The following is a 14,287-nucleotide window of genomic DNA, read 5'->3' as shown; positions in this document are numbered from 1 at the left end:
ATGAATAACGAAACAATGCCAAATTTTTTGATGAAAAGAGCCTTTCTAACACCGGATCGGACTGCCGTTTATTTTCAGGATAAAGCTTTAACATTTAAAGAGCTTTATAATTATTCACTTAATGTAGCAGGGCAACTTCAAGGGCTTGGCGTTCGAAAGGATGATTTTGTAGGTGTTCTGTTGAAAAATCATCTAGAAACTGTCATTATATTTTTTGCCCTTCAACTTTTGGGAGTCAGATCAGTCATTTTAAATAATCGCTTAACACCATCGGAGCTTGTTTGGCAACTAGAGGACTCAACATCCTCTTTATTGATACTAGAGGATTCATTTACTGATATTAAAATGGTCATTAATCAACAGCTTGCATCTCTTGCCACAATTACAAAGAGTGATTTGTTTGCAAAAAAAGAAAATGAATACGCTGATATTCAAGAAGAAATCAACCTATCAGATATCTGCACGATCATGTATACCTCAGGAACCACCGGTCATCCAAAGGGTGTCTTACAAACCTATGGCAACCACTGGTGGAGCGCAACTGGCTCGGCGTTAAATTTAGGCTTCGTAGAAAGTGACTGCTGGCTTTGTTCAGTGCCGCTGTTCCATATCAGCGGATTCTCTATTTTAATGCGGAGCGTCATTTATGGAATGCCGATTGTCCTTCATGAAAAATTTGATGTGCAGAAGACGATTGAAGATATTAGTGATAAAAAGGTTACGATTATGTCAGTTGTGGGAACGATGCTTACAAGTATTGTTGATGCTTTGACAGTTAGCGGACTGCCGGAACATTTTCGCTGTTTTCTGTTAGGCGGCGGCCCAGCCCCGCTGCCATTGCTAGAGGCGTGTGTTAAAAAGAATTTGCCTGTGTTCCAAAGTTATGGAATGACGGAAACTTCATCGCAAATTGTTACCCTTTCTCCGGAATATAGCCTAAGCAAGCTTGGTTCGGCAGGAAAACCGTTATTTCCATCCCAGCTTAGAATTGAACTGGATGACCACACGGCGGCATCGCCCCAACATGCAGGAGAAATTGTAGTGAAGGGACCAAATGTAACCGCAGGATACTTGAACAGGCCGGACGCAACCAAAGAGAAGATCCGTGAAGGATGGCTCCATACAGGTGATATCGGGTACGTTGATGAAGAAGGTTTTTTATATGTATTGGACCGGCGCTCCGATTTAATTATTTCAGGCGGTGAGAATATTTATCCTGCAGAAATTGAATCCGTTTTGCTCTCACACCCGGATGTAGAAGATGTCGGGGTTATTGGAGTGGATGATGCTAAATGGGGACAAGTGCCGATTGCTTTTATAGTGAAAAGGGAAAGTGCGGCATTGCCACAGAAGGAACTCCAACAATTTTGCCAAACACGGCTTGCTAAATATAAAGTGCCGAAACAATTCTATTTCACAGAACAACTGCCGAGAAATGCAGCAAAGAAACTTCTTAGAAGAAATCTACGTGAAATGATAAACGAAAAATAAAAGAACCAGCCATCGACTGGTTCTTTATCTTTTATAGTTCGCTCGCTTCAAATGTTTGACAATCAGTTTCTTTGCTTGTATCAGCCTTTTTCCCAGTGTGGCTGACAACGTAAATTTGGTCTGCACTGCACTTGTTTCCCTTTGCCCAAAATGTACAGTTATTGACCTCGCATAAAACATCCTGTGCCATGTGTATCACTCCTTAACTAATTTGGTAATACAGGTATAGCATTTGATGATTGTGTGATATGCATGTCAGTAAGTAATTGGGTGAAAACGTAAATCATTGGCCGAAAATCCAAATTGTTTCAATTAATTATTTAATGCTGTTTCCAATGTTTTTAAGTTTTTATTCATTAATGAAAAATAGGTTTCCTTATTTTTGATGTCGTCCTTTGTCAAAATCGCCAAGTTATGAATTGGCAGCGCACGTGCGCCAATTTCTTTTTGAACGACCTTGCCAAGCTTAGATTTGACATTTTGTTCAAACAGCATATAGTGAAGGCCTTCATGGTCAGCCATGGAAATGATTTTCTCTAATTCTTTTTGGCTTGGTTCGTTGGTTGTGGATAGTCCAGAAATGCTGATCTGTTCTATTCCATAGCGAGTTTCCCAATAGCTGAAGGCCGCATGGGTGACAATGATTTTTTTATGCTTTGCCTGCGAAATCGTATTGGCAAAATTTGCGTCTAACTCGTCAAGCTCGTCAGCAAGCTTTTGGTAGTTTTCATCAAAGTAAGCCTTTCGCTGTGGGAGTTTTTTCGCCAATTGGTCGCGGATTACTGCTGCCATTTCCTTTGAATAAACAGGGTCAAGCCAAACATGAGGATTAACCCCGGCATGATCTTCATGATATTCCTCTTCAGATGAATGGTGGTTTTTCGGCAGTTTCAGCCCTTCCGCAGCAGGTACCAAGGTAACATTTTCATCTTTTAAGGTACCTTTGGCTTTTTCCACAAATCCCTCAAGGCCAAGGCCGATATAGAAAAATAAGTCTGAATCAGCCAAATTCATCATATCCTTTTGCGAAGGCTCAAAGGTATGTTCATCAGCGCCTGGTGGGTAGATTGTAGCCACCTTTACATATTTTCCGCCAATCCGTTCCGTAAAATATTGCAGTGGAAAAACGGTCGTATATATCGTCAATAGATTTTTCTTTTTTGGAGTTTGTTCGGTATTATTTCCACATGCTGATAAAACCAAGCTTAACGGCAGTAGAAAAGAAAGAAAAAGAATTAGTTTTTTCATAAAAGCTCCTTTTTAAATCGTATTTATTCCGATTTAACAACTAAAAAATTTTAAATATTATGAATCTAATACGTAACAATTCCGATTTACTTATGTATCTTACAAAAAATTTGCCGTTTCTGCAAGTGAAAAAATTGTATATTCGAATGAATTTTATGTATCCTTAAAAAAGAGATACCTAAAGGGGAGTGAATAAATGGATAGTTCATCATTATTAAATGATATTCTTGACTTCAATAAAAAATTTGTGGAAGAGCGCGAGTATGAAAAGTATGAGACAACTAAATATCCGAATAAAAAAGCAGTAATCCTGACTTGTATGGACACAAGACTGCTGGAACTTTTGCCAAAGGCCTTGAATTTAGGGAATGGGGACGTAAAACTGATTAAAAATGCCGGGGGGATTGTGTCTCATCCGTTTGGAAGTATTATGCGTAGCATTTTAATTGCCCTTTATCAGCTTCAGGCAAAAGAGGTTTTTGTGATTGCACATCATGATTGCGGGATGAGTGGATTGAAAGCAGAACCAGTCGTGGCAGAGATGAAGGAACGGGGTGTCAGTCAGGAAACACTTGATACACTAGCCTATTCCGGAGTTGATTTTAATCAATGGCTGCATGGCTTTGATAGTGTAACTGACAGTGTAAAGCATAGTGTCGAGATGATTAAAAAGCATCCGCTTATGCCGGGGGGTGTGCCTGTTCACGGACTCGTTATTGATCCAAGGACAGGAAAGCTCGACTTAGTGGTCGACGGTAATCAGGATTAATGTTTTTTGTGGTCCTGCCATTTTTCAGGAACAGGATCGACTCCGCCTGGATGAAAGGGATGGCATTTCAAGATTCTTTTAATAGCCAAATATCCGCCTTTAATAGCCCCGAAACGCTGAACAGCCTCAAGACCATAATGAGAACAGGTTGGATAAAAGCGGCAGGAAGGCGGTTTTAAAGGCGAGATAGCTATTTGATAAAACCGGATAAGAGCGATGAATAATTTCTTTAGCATATAGAGCTGCTCCTTTAATATAATTTTCCTTCAAGATATCACAAATCCAATAAAACGTCTAAATTGGTAATTAATACGTTGCAGAAAAAATACGGAATTTATAGTATGATAGAGAATAGATTTATAGAGGAGATGATTAGGATGCCTTCAGTAGAGAGCTTTGATTTAGATCATAATGCCGTGAAAGCTCCTTATGTCAGACACTGTGGTGTCCATAAGGTAGGTTCTGACGGTGTTGTTAATAAATATGATATCCGCTTCTGCCAGCCAAATAAACAGGCGATGAAGCCGGATGCTATTCATAGTCTTGAGCACATGCTTGCCTACACTATCCGCAAGCATGCAGAGAAGTATGACCACTTTGATATAATTGATATTTCTCCAATGGGCTGCCAAACGGGTTTTTATCTAGTCGTCAGCGGAGAGCCGACAGTGGAGGAAGTCATTGACCTTCTTGAGGATACCATGAAGGATGCTTTGGAACTTACCGAGGTTCCTGCGGGAAATGAAAGGCAGTGCGGTCAGGCAAAGCTGCATACTTTAGAAGGGGCAAAGCGCCTAATGCGCTATTGGCTTGAGCAGGACAAGGAAGAGCTAAAGCAGATATTTGCATAAAAGAAAAAATTCCTATTCAGCAAGAATAGGAATTTTTTTATGCGTTCTTTGGCTCATCATCTTTTTCATTTGCATCGTTTAAATGTTGATTGTTTTCCAACGGGTCAACCGTATGCTTGTAGGTGTATGCTTTTGATGTTGTAATGACTGCTAAGAAAAGAACGACAAAAACAATAATGATTGATACGATCATCACAATAGACAAAGATTTCTCCCCCTTTTTCCCCTCTATTGTAACATGTTTTTTATTTTTTAGTTGTAAATAAAAAGGAAACTGATGAATTCAGCTTCCTTTTTGCCATTATGTAGAAATCAATGAATATTTCGAGGATAGTAAGTATGAGTCCGCTGTCTGCCGTATTGTTCCTGAGCAAACTTCCCCTTTAAGCTTTCAATGAGGTAAAGCCCCATCAAATCGTATAGTTCCTGCTTATCCATGTCATGAATTAAAGCAATCAAGTCCTCGTGAGACATTTCTTCTAAAAAAGCAAAGGCAAGCATATCAATGTCCTCTTCATCGCCGGTCAGTTTGTTCCGGTACATTTCATACAATTCATCGACAAGTTTCATTTCCAGCACCTCCTATGTGCATTCAAAAATTTTCTTCTTACTTAATCCATTCCCATTCAAAGCTAAAAAAATCCATATTTCCAATTGTTTAAATTAACAGAAAACTCTGTCATTTTTTATTAGGATTATTATAACGTATTCATTTATAAAAAATAAATCGAATTTTGTAATCGAATAAATTTTTTATTTTTGTGGATTACTAAAGATTAAAAGGGGATGAAATTATGAGTGAACAAAAGAAAACCTATTATATAGATATTGGAACAGGTGAGATTTCACAAAGTGCCACTTCGTCAACTTGGAGCTATCAAATTCAAGCTAATGATGAAGAAATTACTCAGCTGCGTGAGTTATTCGATCAAAATTATTCGACAGAGTGGAAAAACTTTTTTCGAGCACATACACCATATGTTCAGTATCATTATGACCGTGAGAATGATGATTATGACAACACCACGCAGCAAATTTACGGAATGATTCATAAGCTTGGTGACGATGAAGCAAAAAAGCATATTGAAAGCATGAACATCTTACCCAACACATAAACAATGAAAGGAAAATCCCAGCCTTTAGGATTTTCCTTTTTTCATTTATACTTAAATCAAAAAATAAAGCGGGGAAGAGGTATGATTCAGTTTCTGGATGATCATGGAAATACCGTGGAAATGGCCTTTAAGAAAGATGCCTTTCCAGATGAAGTAAAACATGTTCTTGTCATAAGTCAGTTTGGTGATGAGTGGATTTTAACGAACCATAAAAAAAGAGGACTCGAATTTCCAGGCGGCAAAAGGGAACCAGGCGAAACTTTGGAGGAAGCAGCTAAACGTGAAGCATATGAAGAAGCCGGAATATTTTTTTCAGATCTAATGTATCTGGCTGAGTATAAGGTGTATGAGGAAAATGGTTCATTTGTTAAAGCTGTTTTCTGGGGGAAAGTCAAAAGGATGGAGGAGACTGGCAGCTATCACGAGACATACGGACCTGTCAGGATCATAGGAGACCTCCTTAAGAAGCGGTATGGTAAGGAATACAGCTTTATCATGAAGGATCGAGTTGTAGAGGAATGCCTGAAATTCATTGAGGCATATAAAAACGAAAAAGAATAGAAGAATGCCCTGATGCAATCCCCTATTCTTTGATAAGTTTTTTTTCAAGAAAATCAACAAGCTGATACATAATCGTGGCGAACACGGCAATAACCAATAGCGATAAAAATACAAGGGTAAAATTAAAGACCTGGAAACCGTAAATAATCATATAGCCAAGCCCTTTAGAGGAAACGAGGAATTCCCCTACAATCACGCCAACCCATGAAAGTCCGACATTGACCTTTAAGGTAGAAATGATAGTTGGAAAGCAGGCGGGAATAATGGCTTCCTTAAAGCATTGAAATCTGGTCGCTCCAAAGGTTTGCAGCACTTTTAAATAATTGGGATCTACTTCTTTAAAGGCTGTGTATACAACGATGGTTGTGATAATGACAGAAATAATTGCACCCATCGCGATGATGGACGGGTACCCCGGGCTCAAAGCAACAATCAGAACGGGCCCAAGCGCCACTTTTGGCATCGCATTTAGGATAACTAGATAGGGGTCAAGGATTTTGGAAACCATCGGTGACCACCACAGGATTGCGGCCAGCAGCACACCTAGAAAGGTTCCCAAGATAAAACCAAATACCGTTTCAGTTAAGGTCACACCCAAATTCGTTAACAGTGAACCATCCTGTAATTTATTAATAAACAGAATCCAAATTTTCGATGGAGAGCTGAAAATGAGCGGGTCAATCCACTGTTTTGCGCTAAAAAGCTCCCAGCTTGAGAAAAAGACCAGGAAAATGATGGCTTGGTAAAACCGTATCCACCTTTTCTCAACCTTTAATGAGCGAATATAATTTTTATGGAGGAGTTCCACCTTATCCGTTTCCTTGTTCAAGAGACTCCAACTCCTTCCATATCGTTTGAAATAAAGTTGGATATGCTTCATGATTTCTGGCATTAAATGGGGATAATGTTTTCAGTTCCTCAGGCATTTCAAACGTTTTGTGAATTCTTCCGGGGCGAGATGACAGTAAGTAAACACGGTCACTCATGGCAATGGCTTCCCCAATATCATGTGTGACCAAAATAGCTGTCTTTCCAAACTCATCCAATGTTTGCGAAACAAGATCCTCAAGCTTAAGCTTCGTTTGATAATCGAGTGCGGAAAAAGGCTCATCAAGCATCAAAAGCTTTGGCTCAGTTGCCAGCGTCCTTACAAGGGCAACTCGCTGCCTCATGCCGCCGGACAGTTGTTTTGGCAGTTGCTTTTCAACATCGCCCAAGCCCATTTGCTGGAGCAGGCTTAAGGCAGCTGACTTGTTTTTTTCAGTCAGCTGTTTTGATAATTTAAGGCCTAAAAGGATATTTTCTTCGATTGTTTTCCAAGGAAATAGATAGTCCTGTTGAAGCATGTAGCCAATATCGTTATTTGCGGTGGATACCGGCTTATTTTCCAGCAAAACAGTCCCCTGAGTTGGTTTAATCAAGCTTGAAATAATGGAGAGCAAAGTCGTCTTTCCACAGCCGCTAGGGCCGAGGATGGAGACAAATTCTCCCTCCTCAACCGTAAGCGAAATATCGGAGAGGGCCGTGGTTCTAGAGTCTTTGGTAAAATACGTGTGTTGTATATTTTGAACCTTTAAGAAGCTCATGTGCCGGCCTCCCTTTCGGAGTTATTTTTTCATGACTTGTTCGGCAATCTCTGTATTGACGAGCGTGTCATGTTTTACTTCTTTTGGAAGCTCCCCGGCTTCCTTCATGATGTTTTGCAGATTATTCCATTCTTCTTCATCAAGAATTGGATTAGTGGCAAAGGATCCCTGGCTCTTATAACGATCGACAACAGTTTTCATAATTTCAGGGTTTGTATCAGGGAAGAATGGTTCTACGGCTTTAGCAATTTCCTCAGCACTGTGGGACTGGACCCATTGCTGAGCTTTATAGACTGCTCTTGTGAATTTTTCGATAACGTCCTTGTTATCTTTTATATAGCTCTGTTTAGCCATGAAGGTTGTATACGGAACATGCCCAGATTCCTTTCCGAAGGAGGCAACAATAAAACCTTTACCCTCTTTTTCAAAAATGCTGGCAGTTGGTTCAAATAATTGAACAAATTCTCCACTTCCTGAGGCAAAAGCGTTGGCGATGTTTGCGAAGTCAATATTTTGGATTAGGTTTAAATCCTTATGCGGGTCAATTCCATGCTTCTTTAACACGAATTCACCAACCATTTGCGGCATGCCGCCTTTACGCTGGCCAAGGAAGGTCGTACCTTTTAATTGATCCCATGAGAAATTGTCAATTTTCTCTCTTGAAACAAGGAAGGTGCCGTCAGTTTGGGTGAGCTGGGCAAAATTGATGACCGGATCGTTTGCCCCTTGAGCATATACGTAAATGGAAGTTTCCGAGCCGACCAGAGCCACATCGGCGCCGCCCGAGATGAGGGCAGTCATTGTCTTATCACCGCCTGGTGTTGTCGTTAATGTGACATCAAGACCTTCATCCTTAAAGAATCCCTTTGATAAAGCAACATATTGAGGGGCATAGAAGATTGACCTGGTTACTTCAGCAATACGGACCTTTTCCAGTTTCTTCGGTTCTTTCGCGGTATCTTTATTACAAGCAATTAGGGAAAACATAAGTATACTGATGAGGAGAAAGGAGAAACTGATTTTTGACCATTTTTTCATAAAATTAACCTCCTTATCTGGGCTGATTGCCTAGAATATCGTATGAAAAAGAAAAAAATGTGTGAATGCCCAGTTCGGGAATTTTTTATTTAATGGGATATTACCTTAAAAAGGGCTAAGTGCCAGTATATTGCCCAAACGAGTTAGGGATACCCGGTTCGGGTAGTTATGAAAGGTTTATAACGCCCGGACGGTAAAGGTAAATCAGGTTCAGGTAGTTATGAAAGGTTTATAACGCCCGAACGAGTTAGGGAAACAAGGTTCCGGTAGTTATAAAAGGTCTATAACGCCCGAACGGTAAAGGCAAACAAGGTTCGGGTAGTTATGAAAGGTTTATAACACCCGAAGGAGTTAGGGAAACAAGGTACCGGTAGTTATAAAAGGTTTATAACGCCCGGACGGTAAAGGTAAAACAGGTTCAGGTAGTTATGAAAGGTTTATAACGCCCGAACGGTAAAGGTAAATCAGGTTCAGGTAGTTATGAAAGGTTTATAACGCCCGAACGGTAAAGGTAAATCAGGTTCGGGTAGTTATGAAAGGTTTATAACGCCCGAAAGTAAAGGTAAATCAGGTTCGGGTAGTTATGAAAGGTTTATAACGCCCGAAGGTAAAGGTAAATCAGGTTCGGGTAGTTATGAAAGGTTTATAACGCCCGAACGGTAAAGGTAAATCAGATTCAGGTAGTTATGAAAGGTTTATAACGCCTGAACGGTAAAGGTAAATCAGGTTCCGGTAGTTATGAAAGGTTTATAAAGTCCGAACGGTAAAGGGAAACAAGGTTTGGTAGTTATGACGGGTCCATAACTACTGGCTGATCCAAGTAAACACATAAACTCTAGCTATTGAAACATTAAACAAGAGTTAACAAAGGACCCTTAATATAAAAAAAGGATTAGACACATATGACCCCATTCAACAGTAAAATAATCGATATTAAACGCTTTCCATCGCCAAACCCTAATGTAGAGTTAAAGGAAATCACTTACCTTTCAAACGGGTTAAGAGTAAAAGGGATGCTGGCAGAGCCAAAGAACGAGCCAACGACTGATGGATTTCTTTATTTGCGGGGAGGAATCAAAAGCGTCGGCAAAGTTCGGCCGGCACGGATTGCCCAGTTTGCTCAGGAGGGTTTTATTGTTTTTGCCCCCTATTATCGCGGCAATCAGGGCGGTGAAGGGAATGAGGATTTTGCAGGAGAGGACCGTGCGGACGCCTATGCGGCCTACGACCTGCTAAAATCACTTCCTAATGTAAAAAGGATACATATCTTTGGTTTTTCCCGCGGCGGAGTAATGGCGCTTTTGACGGGAATTGAATTCCCAGATGCAGCTTCCTTAGTCACCTGGGGCGGTGTTAGTGACATGAGCTTGACCTACTATGAGCGGAAGGATTTACGAAGGATGATGAAACGGGTCATCGGCGGGACACCGGAGAAATTCCCGGACCGATATCAAGAAAGAACACCTTTATTCGAGCTTGAAAGGCTGGCTGCCCCCGTCCTGATTATTCACGGAGTAAACGACCAAAATGTATCTGTCGAACACGCCTATCGTCTTGAAAGAAGGCTGCGAAGTCTGGACAAGCCAGTCGAACGCTGGTATTTTGATCATTTCACACATTATTTTCCGCCGGCAATTAACCGAAAAGTAGTGGAAGATTTGACGAAGTGGATGAAAATGCAAAACAAATAATGGTAATATAAAGATATAAATAGCAGAGGAGCGGATATGTTATGGGTATGCCTCTTGAATTAAATACATTAATCGTCACAAAAGGGAATGAAAAAAGGATTGGAGAAAATCTGTTTGTACTTGTGAAAGAAGGATACAGATTATACCCGATTGAAATCCCTGTGGATGTCAGAAAAACACTGGACACAAACTCAAATGGTACAGCTTTAATAAAAAAAGTTGAATGGGAAAACAGCCGCACAACACTAACATATCAACTAATATCCTTAAACTCAACGAACTAGCAGGTGTTATCACCTGCTTTTTTTCTTTTGGAAAAGTGTAAGATTTGCCAAACAATAGCGTCTTATATAGAGAATAACAAATAGAGAGGGGGGGTAAGGTTGGAAGGGATTCAGCAAATAGAGAAATGGTTTATTCATTATGAGAAGGACGTTACCAATTTTCTTGTTTACTATATCGGAACGACAGATGTTGAGGATTTGGTACAGGAAACTTTTCTCCGTGCACTTCAAGCCTTTTCCCGGTTTAAAAATGAAGCAAGTCCCAAAACCTGGCTTATTTCCATTGCAAGAAATACAGCCATTGATTTATATCGAAAAAAATCAGTATGGCAAAAGCTGAAGGAACGATTAAATCGAGAATCACCTGATCAAAAAGAACTTCAAACAGAAGAGAAAATCTTAAAAAAGCAGGAGTATGCCCGCTTATATGAAGCGATTAACGAATTAAAGCCAAATTATCGGGATGTAATTTTGCTTAAGGGCATTGCCGAGCTTTCTTCACAGGAAACTGGACACATTCTTGGCTGGTCGGAAAATAAAGTGAATGTTACCTTTTTTCGGGCCATGAAAAAACTAAATGAGCAATTAAAGGAGGGTGAATATTTTGAGCAATTTATCGGATAAAGAGCTGCTGGAAATGATGGCGGATTTTCCGAAACATGAGCTTTCTACAAAACAGAGAACGGACATGTTAAAAAGGATTAGTGAAGCAGGCACAATCAAGCCAAGAAAGCCGTTTAACATCCAAAGACTGGGGGCTATGGCAGCATTGTTCATACTTGCTCTTATTGCCCCGATTTTCTATTTTACGAATACAGCCGAGGAAAAGAATCCCGGCAGCGGCAGTTCCGTTATAACCAAAGCCCAAGAGGGTGATTATTTTGCATTAAAGAATGAAGAGGGGAAACCTATTTATGCAGGTAGTAATTTTGGTATCACAAACAAGGTGAGCCTGCTTGCACCTCAGGACTGGATTGCAAAAGATAAAGGCACCGTTGCTAAGATGATGATTTTTTTATGGGGAAACTATGATTATTCGAAATCTCTCAAGGTCGATGCGGTCCACGTTAAAACAGGAGTCAAAGAGCACCTTGCTGAAACTCCTTTATCTGGAGGAATCTACGGTACGGATGCTCACACTGTAACAACCTTCAAACCATTGCCTTTTTCAGGAGTTTGGAATCTTCAATTCACAGTTGGTGATAAGAAGGTTGGTGCATTTTCCATTTATGTAAAGGAGCCGTATATCACAATTGGCAAATCAACATTAATGATTTCTGCGGAGGATCTTTATGCCGGCTTTTATGAACACGAGTTTATTGAAGTCGAGGGAAGCAATCTTCCCGATGAAATAGAATTGGAGATATTTCAATTAGAAACCGCTGAGGAATCGAAATTTACTTTTAAGAAGGTTGCAGACTATACGACAACGGATGGAAAGCATATTACGGAGTATGGCGGCGGGTTTACCATCAAAAAAAGCGGTAAATATCGTTTTACTATTCTCCAGCAATCGGAGGCAGTCGAAGTAAGGAAACCAGTTGACGGGAAATAGAAAAAAGAGGCTGATTTTGGAGATCAGCCTCTTTTTTCTACTGTTTAAACGATTGGTCCGCCTTTTTCTTCAATCTCGACGGCAACGTTAGCGAATTTCTTAAAGTTCTCACGGAATTGCTCTGCCAATTCTTTTGCCTTTTTTTCATAAGCATTAGGATCTGCCCATGTTTTCATTGGCTGAAGCACTTCATCAGGGACCCCAGCAATATGGAGCGGGATATTTAGGCCAAAGAATGTATCCTTAACGGTTTCTACGTGATTTAGTTCTCCTTCAAGAGCTGCCTGCACCATTGCTCTTGTATATGAGAGTTTCATACGATTGCCGACGCCGTATTCTCCGCCAGTCCAGCCTGTATTAACCAAAAACACATTAACGTTATGCTCAAGTATTTTTTCTCCTAGCATTTCGGCATAGCGTGTAGCCGGCAGCGGCAGGAATGGTGCACCAAAACAGGTTGAGAAGGTTGCCTGCGGTGAAGTAATGCCACGCTCTGTTCCAGCAAGCTTTGATGTAAATCCGCTTAAGAAATGGTACATTGCTTGTTCCCTTGTTAATTTAGCGATTGGCGGAAGAACACCAAATGCATCTGCAGTTAAAAACACAATGGTATTCGGGTGCCCGGCAATGCTAGGCTGGACAATATTATCAATGGCCTCCATTGGATATGCGGCCCGAGTGTTTTCTGTTAATGTTCCATCATCATAATCCGGAATTCTCGATTCCTGGTTAATCACAACATTTTCAAGAACGGTCCCGAAACGGATGGCATCAAAGATTTGCGGTTCTTTTTCACGGGATAGATTAATACATTTTGCATAGCAGCCGCCTTCAATATTAAAGACGCCATTTGATGACCAGCCGTGCTCATCATCGCCGATTAGACGGCGATTAGGGTCAGCGGAAAGAGTTGTTTTTCCAGTTCCGGATAAACCGAAGAATAATGCTACATCCCCTTCAATGCCGACATTCGCTGAACAGTGCATAGAGAAAATATTGTTTTCAGGCAGTAAATAGTTCATGACAGAGAAAATTGATTTTTTCATTTCCCCCGCATATTCAGTTCCTCCAATTAGAACTACGCGGCGTTCAAATGATATAATAATGAAGGTTTCAGAATTCGTACCGTCGACTGCCGGGTCTGCTTTGAAATTAGGGGCAGAAATTACTGTAAATTCAGCTTCATGAGTCAGAAGTTCATCTTCCGAAGGCCGAATGAACAACTGGTGGGCAAAAAGATTATGCCAAGCAAATTCATTTATGACTTGAATCGGCAGTTGTGATTTCTTATCAGCACCAGCAAAGCCTTTAAATACATAAACTTCTTCTTGCTGTTTTAAGTATTCTAATACCTTATTATAAAGATGATCAAAAGTTTCTTGTGAGATTGGCTGATTTAAAGAACCCCAGGCAATTTTATCTTTGGTTGACTCCTCCAAAACAGTGAATTTGTCTTCGGGAGACCGCCCAGTATATTTTCCTGTTGAAACACGAACCGCTCCGGTGGAAGTGAGTGTCCCTTCTTTTCTGCTGAGGATTTTTTCAACTAGCTGCGGCACAGATAATTGGACTTGGACATTACTTTCATTAAGTAATTCCTTTAATTCATTTGGGATATGAACAGAATTCATTTAATGAACCTTCCTTTTTATGGTTTTTTTAATTTGATATATTAATATTGAATAGTATAACACAATTAAAATAATAGTCTATACTAATTGACGAAATTATGCTGTATTTTATACATTATTCTAAAGGTGATTAAAAAGTCATGAAAAAAACAGTTTAAGCATATTTTGTATCATACTCCATTGTATATTTTGGTTAATGTTGCTAAAAAATACATTGACATACTTTAAGAATCTGGGGTATGATTTAACCTTGAACGGATACTCTCTTATCCCGAGCTGGTGGAGGGACAGGCCCTATGAAACCCAGCAACCTGCAACTAGGAAAATGTCTATTTTTAGTCGTTTTTCGGGCAAAGGTGCTCAACCTGATGCAAGGCTTGTCCTTGAACGATAAGAGTGAAAGGCACGCAAAATGTTTGCATTCAACCTTTCCTCATGGAAAGGTTTTTTTGTCTATTTGGCAAACA

Annotated in this window: 18 protein-coding genes and 1 riboswitch; of the genes, 9 read left to right on the top strand and 9 right to left on the bottom strand. The window is 40.1% G+C overall.

From position 1 onward, the window contains the following. On the top strand, positions 1-1,491 hold the full coding sequence (locus ACFPA1_RS17630) for an o-succinylbenzoate--CoA ligase (RefSeq protein WP_378584379.1): 1,491 nt from the start codon (positions 1-3) through the stop codon (positions 1,489-1,491). A 31-nt stretch (positions 1,492-1,522) separates the two neighbouring features. Here the strand turns inward: ACFPA1_RS17630 and ACFPA1_RS17625 are convergent, their stop codons facing one another. Together ACFPA1_RS17625 and ACFPA1_RS17620 are read right to left on the bottom strand one after the other, a co-directional pair. Continuing rightward, positions 1,523-1,681: a DUF1540 domain-containing protein gene (locus ACFPA1_RS17625; protein ID WP_213144525.1), complete on the bottom strand. Its 159-nt coding sequence runs from the start codon at positions 1,679-1,681 to the stop codon at positions 1,523-1,525. Positions 1,682-1,803: 122 nt separating this feature from the next. Next, positions 1,804-2,739, bottom strand: coding sequence for a metal ABC transporter solute-binding protein, Zn/Mn family (locus ACFPA1_RS17620; RefSeq protein WP_378584377.1), 936 nt, complete (start codon positions 2,737-2,739; stop codon positions 1,804-1,806). A gap of 196 nt (positions 2,740-2,935) precedes the next feature. Here ACFPA1_RS17620 and ACFPA1_RS17615 point away from each other — a divergent pair, with 196 nt between their 5' ends. Further along, the gene (locus tag ACFPA1_RS17615) at positions 2,936-3,508 is read left to right on the top strand and encodes a beta-class carbonic anhydrase (protein ID WP_213144527.1); all 573 of its coding nucleotides are present in this window, start codon (positions 2,936-2,938) and stop codon (positions 3,506-3,508) included. On the opposite strand, the gene yidD is transcribed toward ACFPA1_RS17615, so the two are convergent. Next, positions 3,505-3,744, bottom strand: coding sequence for a membrane protein insertion efficiency factor YidD (yidD, locus tag ACFPA1_RS17610; RefSeq protein ID WP_213119822.1), 240 nt, complete (start codon positions 3,742-3,744; stop codon positions 3,505-3,507). The genes ACFPA1_RS17615 and yidD overlap by 4 nt on opposite strands. A 141-nt stretch (positions 3,745-3,885) precedes the next feature. On the opposite strand from yidD, the gene ACFPA1_RS17605 reads away from it, so the two are divergent. Next, positions 3,886-4,359 (top strand): S-ribosylhomocysteine lyase, encoded by a 474-nt coding sequence (locus tag ACFPA1_RS17605; protein WP_213144528.1) that lies wholly within the window; start codon positions 3,886-3,888, stop codon positions 4,357-4,359. A gap of 37 nt (positions 4,360-4,396) precedes the next feature. Here the strand turns inward: ACFPA1_RS17605 and ytzI are convergent, their stop codons facing one another. Together ytzI and ACFPA1_RS17595 are read right to left on the bottom strand one after the other, a co-directional pair. Continuing rightward, a complete protein-coding gene (gene ytzI, locus ACFPA1_RS17600; RefSeq protein WP_338088277.1) occupies positions 4,397-4,555 on the bottom strand; it encodes a YtzI protein in 159 nt (52 codons plus the stop codon). Positions 4,556-4,671: 116 nt separating this feature from the next. Further along, entirely contained in the window at positions 4,672-4,929 is a 258-nt protein-coding gene (locus ACFPA1_RS17595; RefSeq protein WP_213144530.1) for a DUF6154 family protein, read from the bottom strand. A gap of 224 nt (positions 4,930-5,153) precedes the next feature. Here ACFPA1_RS17595 and ACFPA1_RS17590 point away from each other — a divergent pair, with 224 nt between their 5' ends. Together ACFPA1_RS17590 and ytkD are read left to right on the top strand one after the other, a co-directional pair. Then, positions 5,154-5,474 carry a hydrolase gene (locus ACFPA1_RS17590; protein ID WP_378584376.1) on the top strand — a complete coding sequence of 107 codons (321 nt, stop codon included), beginning with the start codon at positions 5,154-5,156 and terminating at the stop codon, positions 5,472-5,474. Between the two features lie 81 nt (positions 5,475-5,555). Further along, positions 5,556-6,035, top strand: a complete 480-nt coding sequence (gene ytkD, locus ACFPA1_RS17585; protein ID WP_213144532.1) for an RNA deprotection pyrophosphohydrolase — start codon at positions 5,556-5,558, stop codon at positions 6,033-6,035. A gap of 22 nt (positions 6,036-6,057) precedes the next feature. On the opposite strand, the gene ACFPA1_RS17580 is transcribed toward ytkD, so the two are convergent. From ACFPA1_RS17580 to ACFPA1_RS17570, 3 genes are read right to left on the bottom strand one after another with little or no spacing between them, the layout of a single operon-like run. Further along, a complete protein-coding gene (locus tag ACFPA1_RS17580; protein ID WP_378584374.1) occupies positions 6,058-6,864 on the bottom strand; it encodes an ABC transporter permease in 807 nt (268 codons plus the stop codon). Continuing rightward, positions 6,845-7,621 (bottom strand): ABC transporter ATP-binding protein, encoded by a 777-nt coding sequence (locus ACFPA1_RS17575; RefSeq protein ID WP_378584373.1) that lies wholly within the window; start codon positions 7,619-7,621, stop codon positions 6,845-6,847. Before ACFPA1_RS17575 ends, ACFPA1_RS17580 begins: the two co-directional genes overlap by 20 nt. Positions 7,622-7,642: 21 nt before the next feature. Then, complete coding sequence (locus ACFPA1_RS17570) at positions 7,643-8,659, bottom strand: ABC transporter substrate-binding protein (RefSeq protein WP_378584371.1); 1,017 nt, start codon at positions 8,657-8,659, stop codon at positions 7,643-7,645. A gap of 902 nt (positions 8,660-9,561) precedes the next feature. Between ACFPA1_RS17570 and ACFPA1_RS17565 the strand changes: the two genes are divergently transcribed. From ACFPA1_RS17565 to ACFPA1_RS17550, 4 genes are all read left to right on the top strand, one after another. Beyond that, positions 9,562-10,350, top strand: coding sequence for an alpha/beta hydrolase family protein (locus ACFPA1_RS17565; protein ID WP_378584369.1), 789 nt, complete (start codon positions 9,562-9,564; stop codon positions 10,348-10,350). Between the two features lie 41 nt (positions 10,351-10,391). Further along, the gene (locus ACFPA1_RS17560) at positions 10,392-10,634 is read left to right on the top strand and encodes a DUF2584 domain-containing protein (protein WP_213144537.1); all 243 of its coding nucleotides are present in this window, start codon (positions 10,392-10,394) and stop codon (positions 10,632-10,634) included. Between the two features lie 99 nt (positions 10,635-10,733). Next, entirely contained in the window at positions 10,734-11,258 is a 525-nt protein-coding gene (locus tag ACFPA1_RS17555) for an RNA polymerase sigma factor (protein ID WP_378584368.1), read from the top strand. Next, the gene (locus ACFPA1_RS17550) at positions 11,239-12,189 is read left to right on the top strand and encodes a hypothetical protein (RefSeq protein WP_378584367.1); all 951 of its coding nucleotides are present in this window, start codon (positions 11,239-11,241) and stop codon (positions 12,187-12,189) included. The genes ACFPA1_RS17555 and ACFPA1_RS17550 overlap by 20 nt, the downstream gene beginning before the upstream one ends. 44 nt (positions 12,190-12,233) lie before the next feature. Here ACFPA1_RS17550 and pckA read toward each other — a convergent pair whose 3' ends face one another. Beyond that, the gene (pckA, locus tag ACFPA1_RS17545) at positions 12,234-13,820 is read right to left on the bottom strand and encodes a phosphoenolpyruvate carboxykinase (ATP) (RefSeq protein WP_378584365.1); all 1,587 of its coding nucleotides are present in this window, start codon (positions 13,818-13,820) and stop codon (positions 12,234-12,236) included. Between the two features lie 263 nt (positions 13,821-14,083). Then, positions 14,084-14,217: riboswitch (SAM riboswitch) on the top strand. Positions 14,218-14,287: the final 70 nt, after the last annotated feature.

The organism is Neobacillus sp. GCM10023253 (assembly GCF_042653105.1).
Taxonomy (GTDB): domain Bacteria; phylum Bacillota; class Bacilli; order Bacillales; family Cytobacillaceae; genus Neobacillus; species Neobacillus citreus.
Note: the sequence above shows the minus strand (reverse complement) of the source record. Positions and strands in the feature narration are given on the sequence as shown.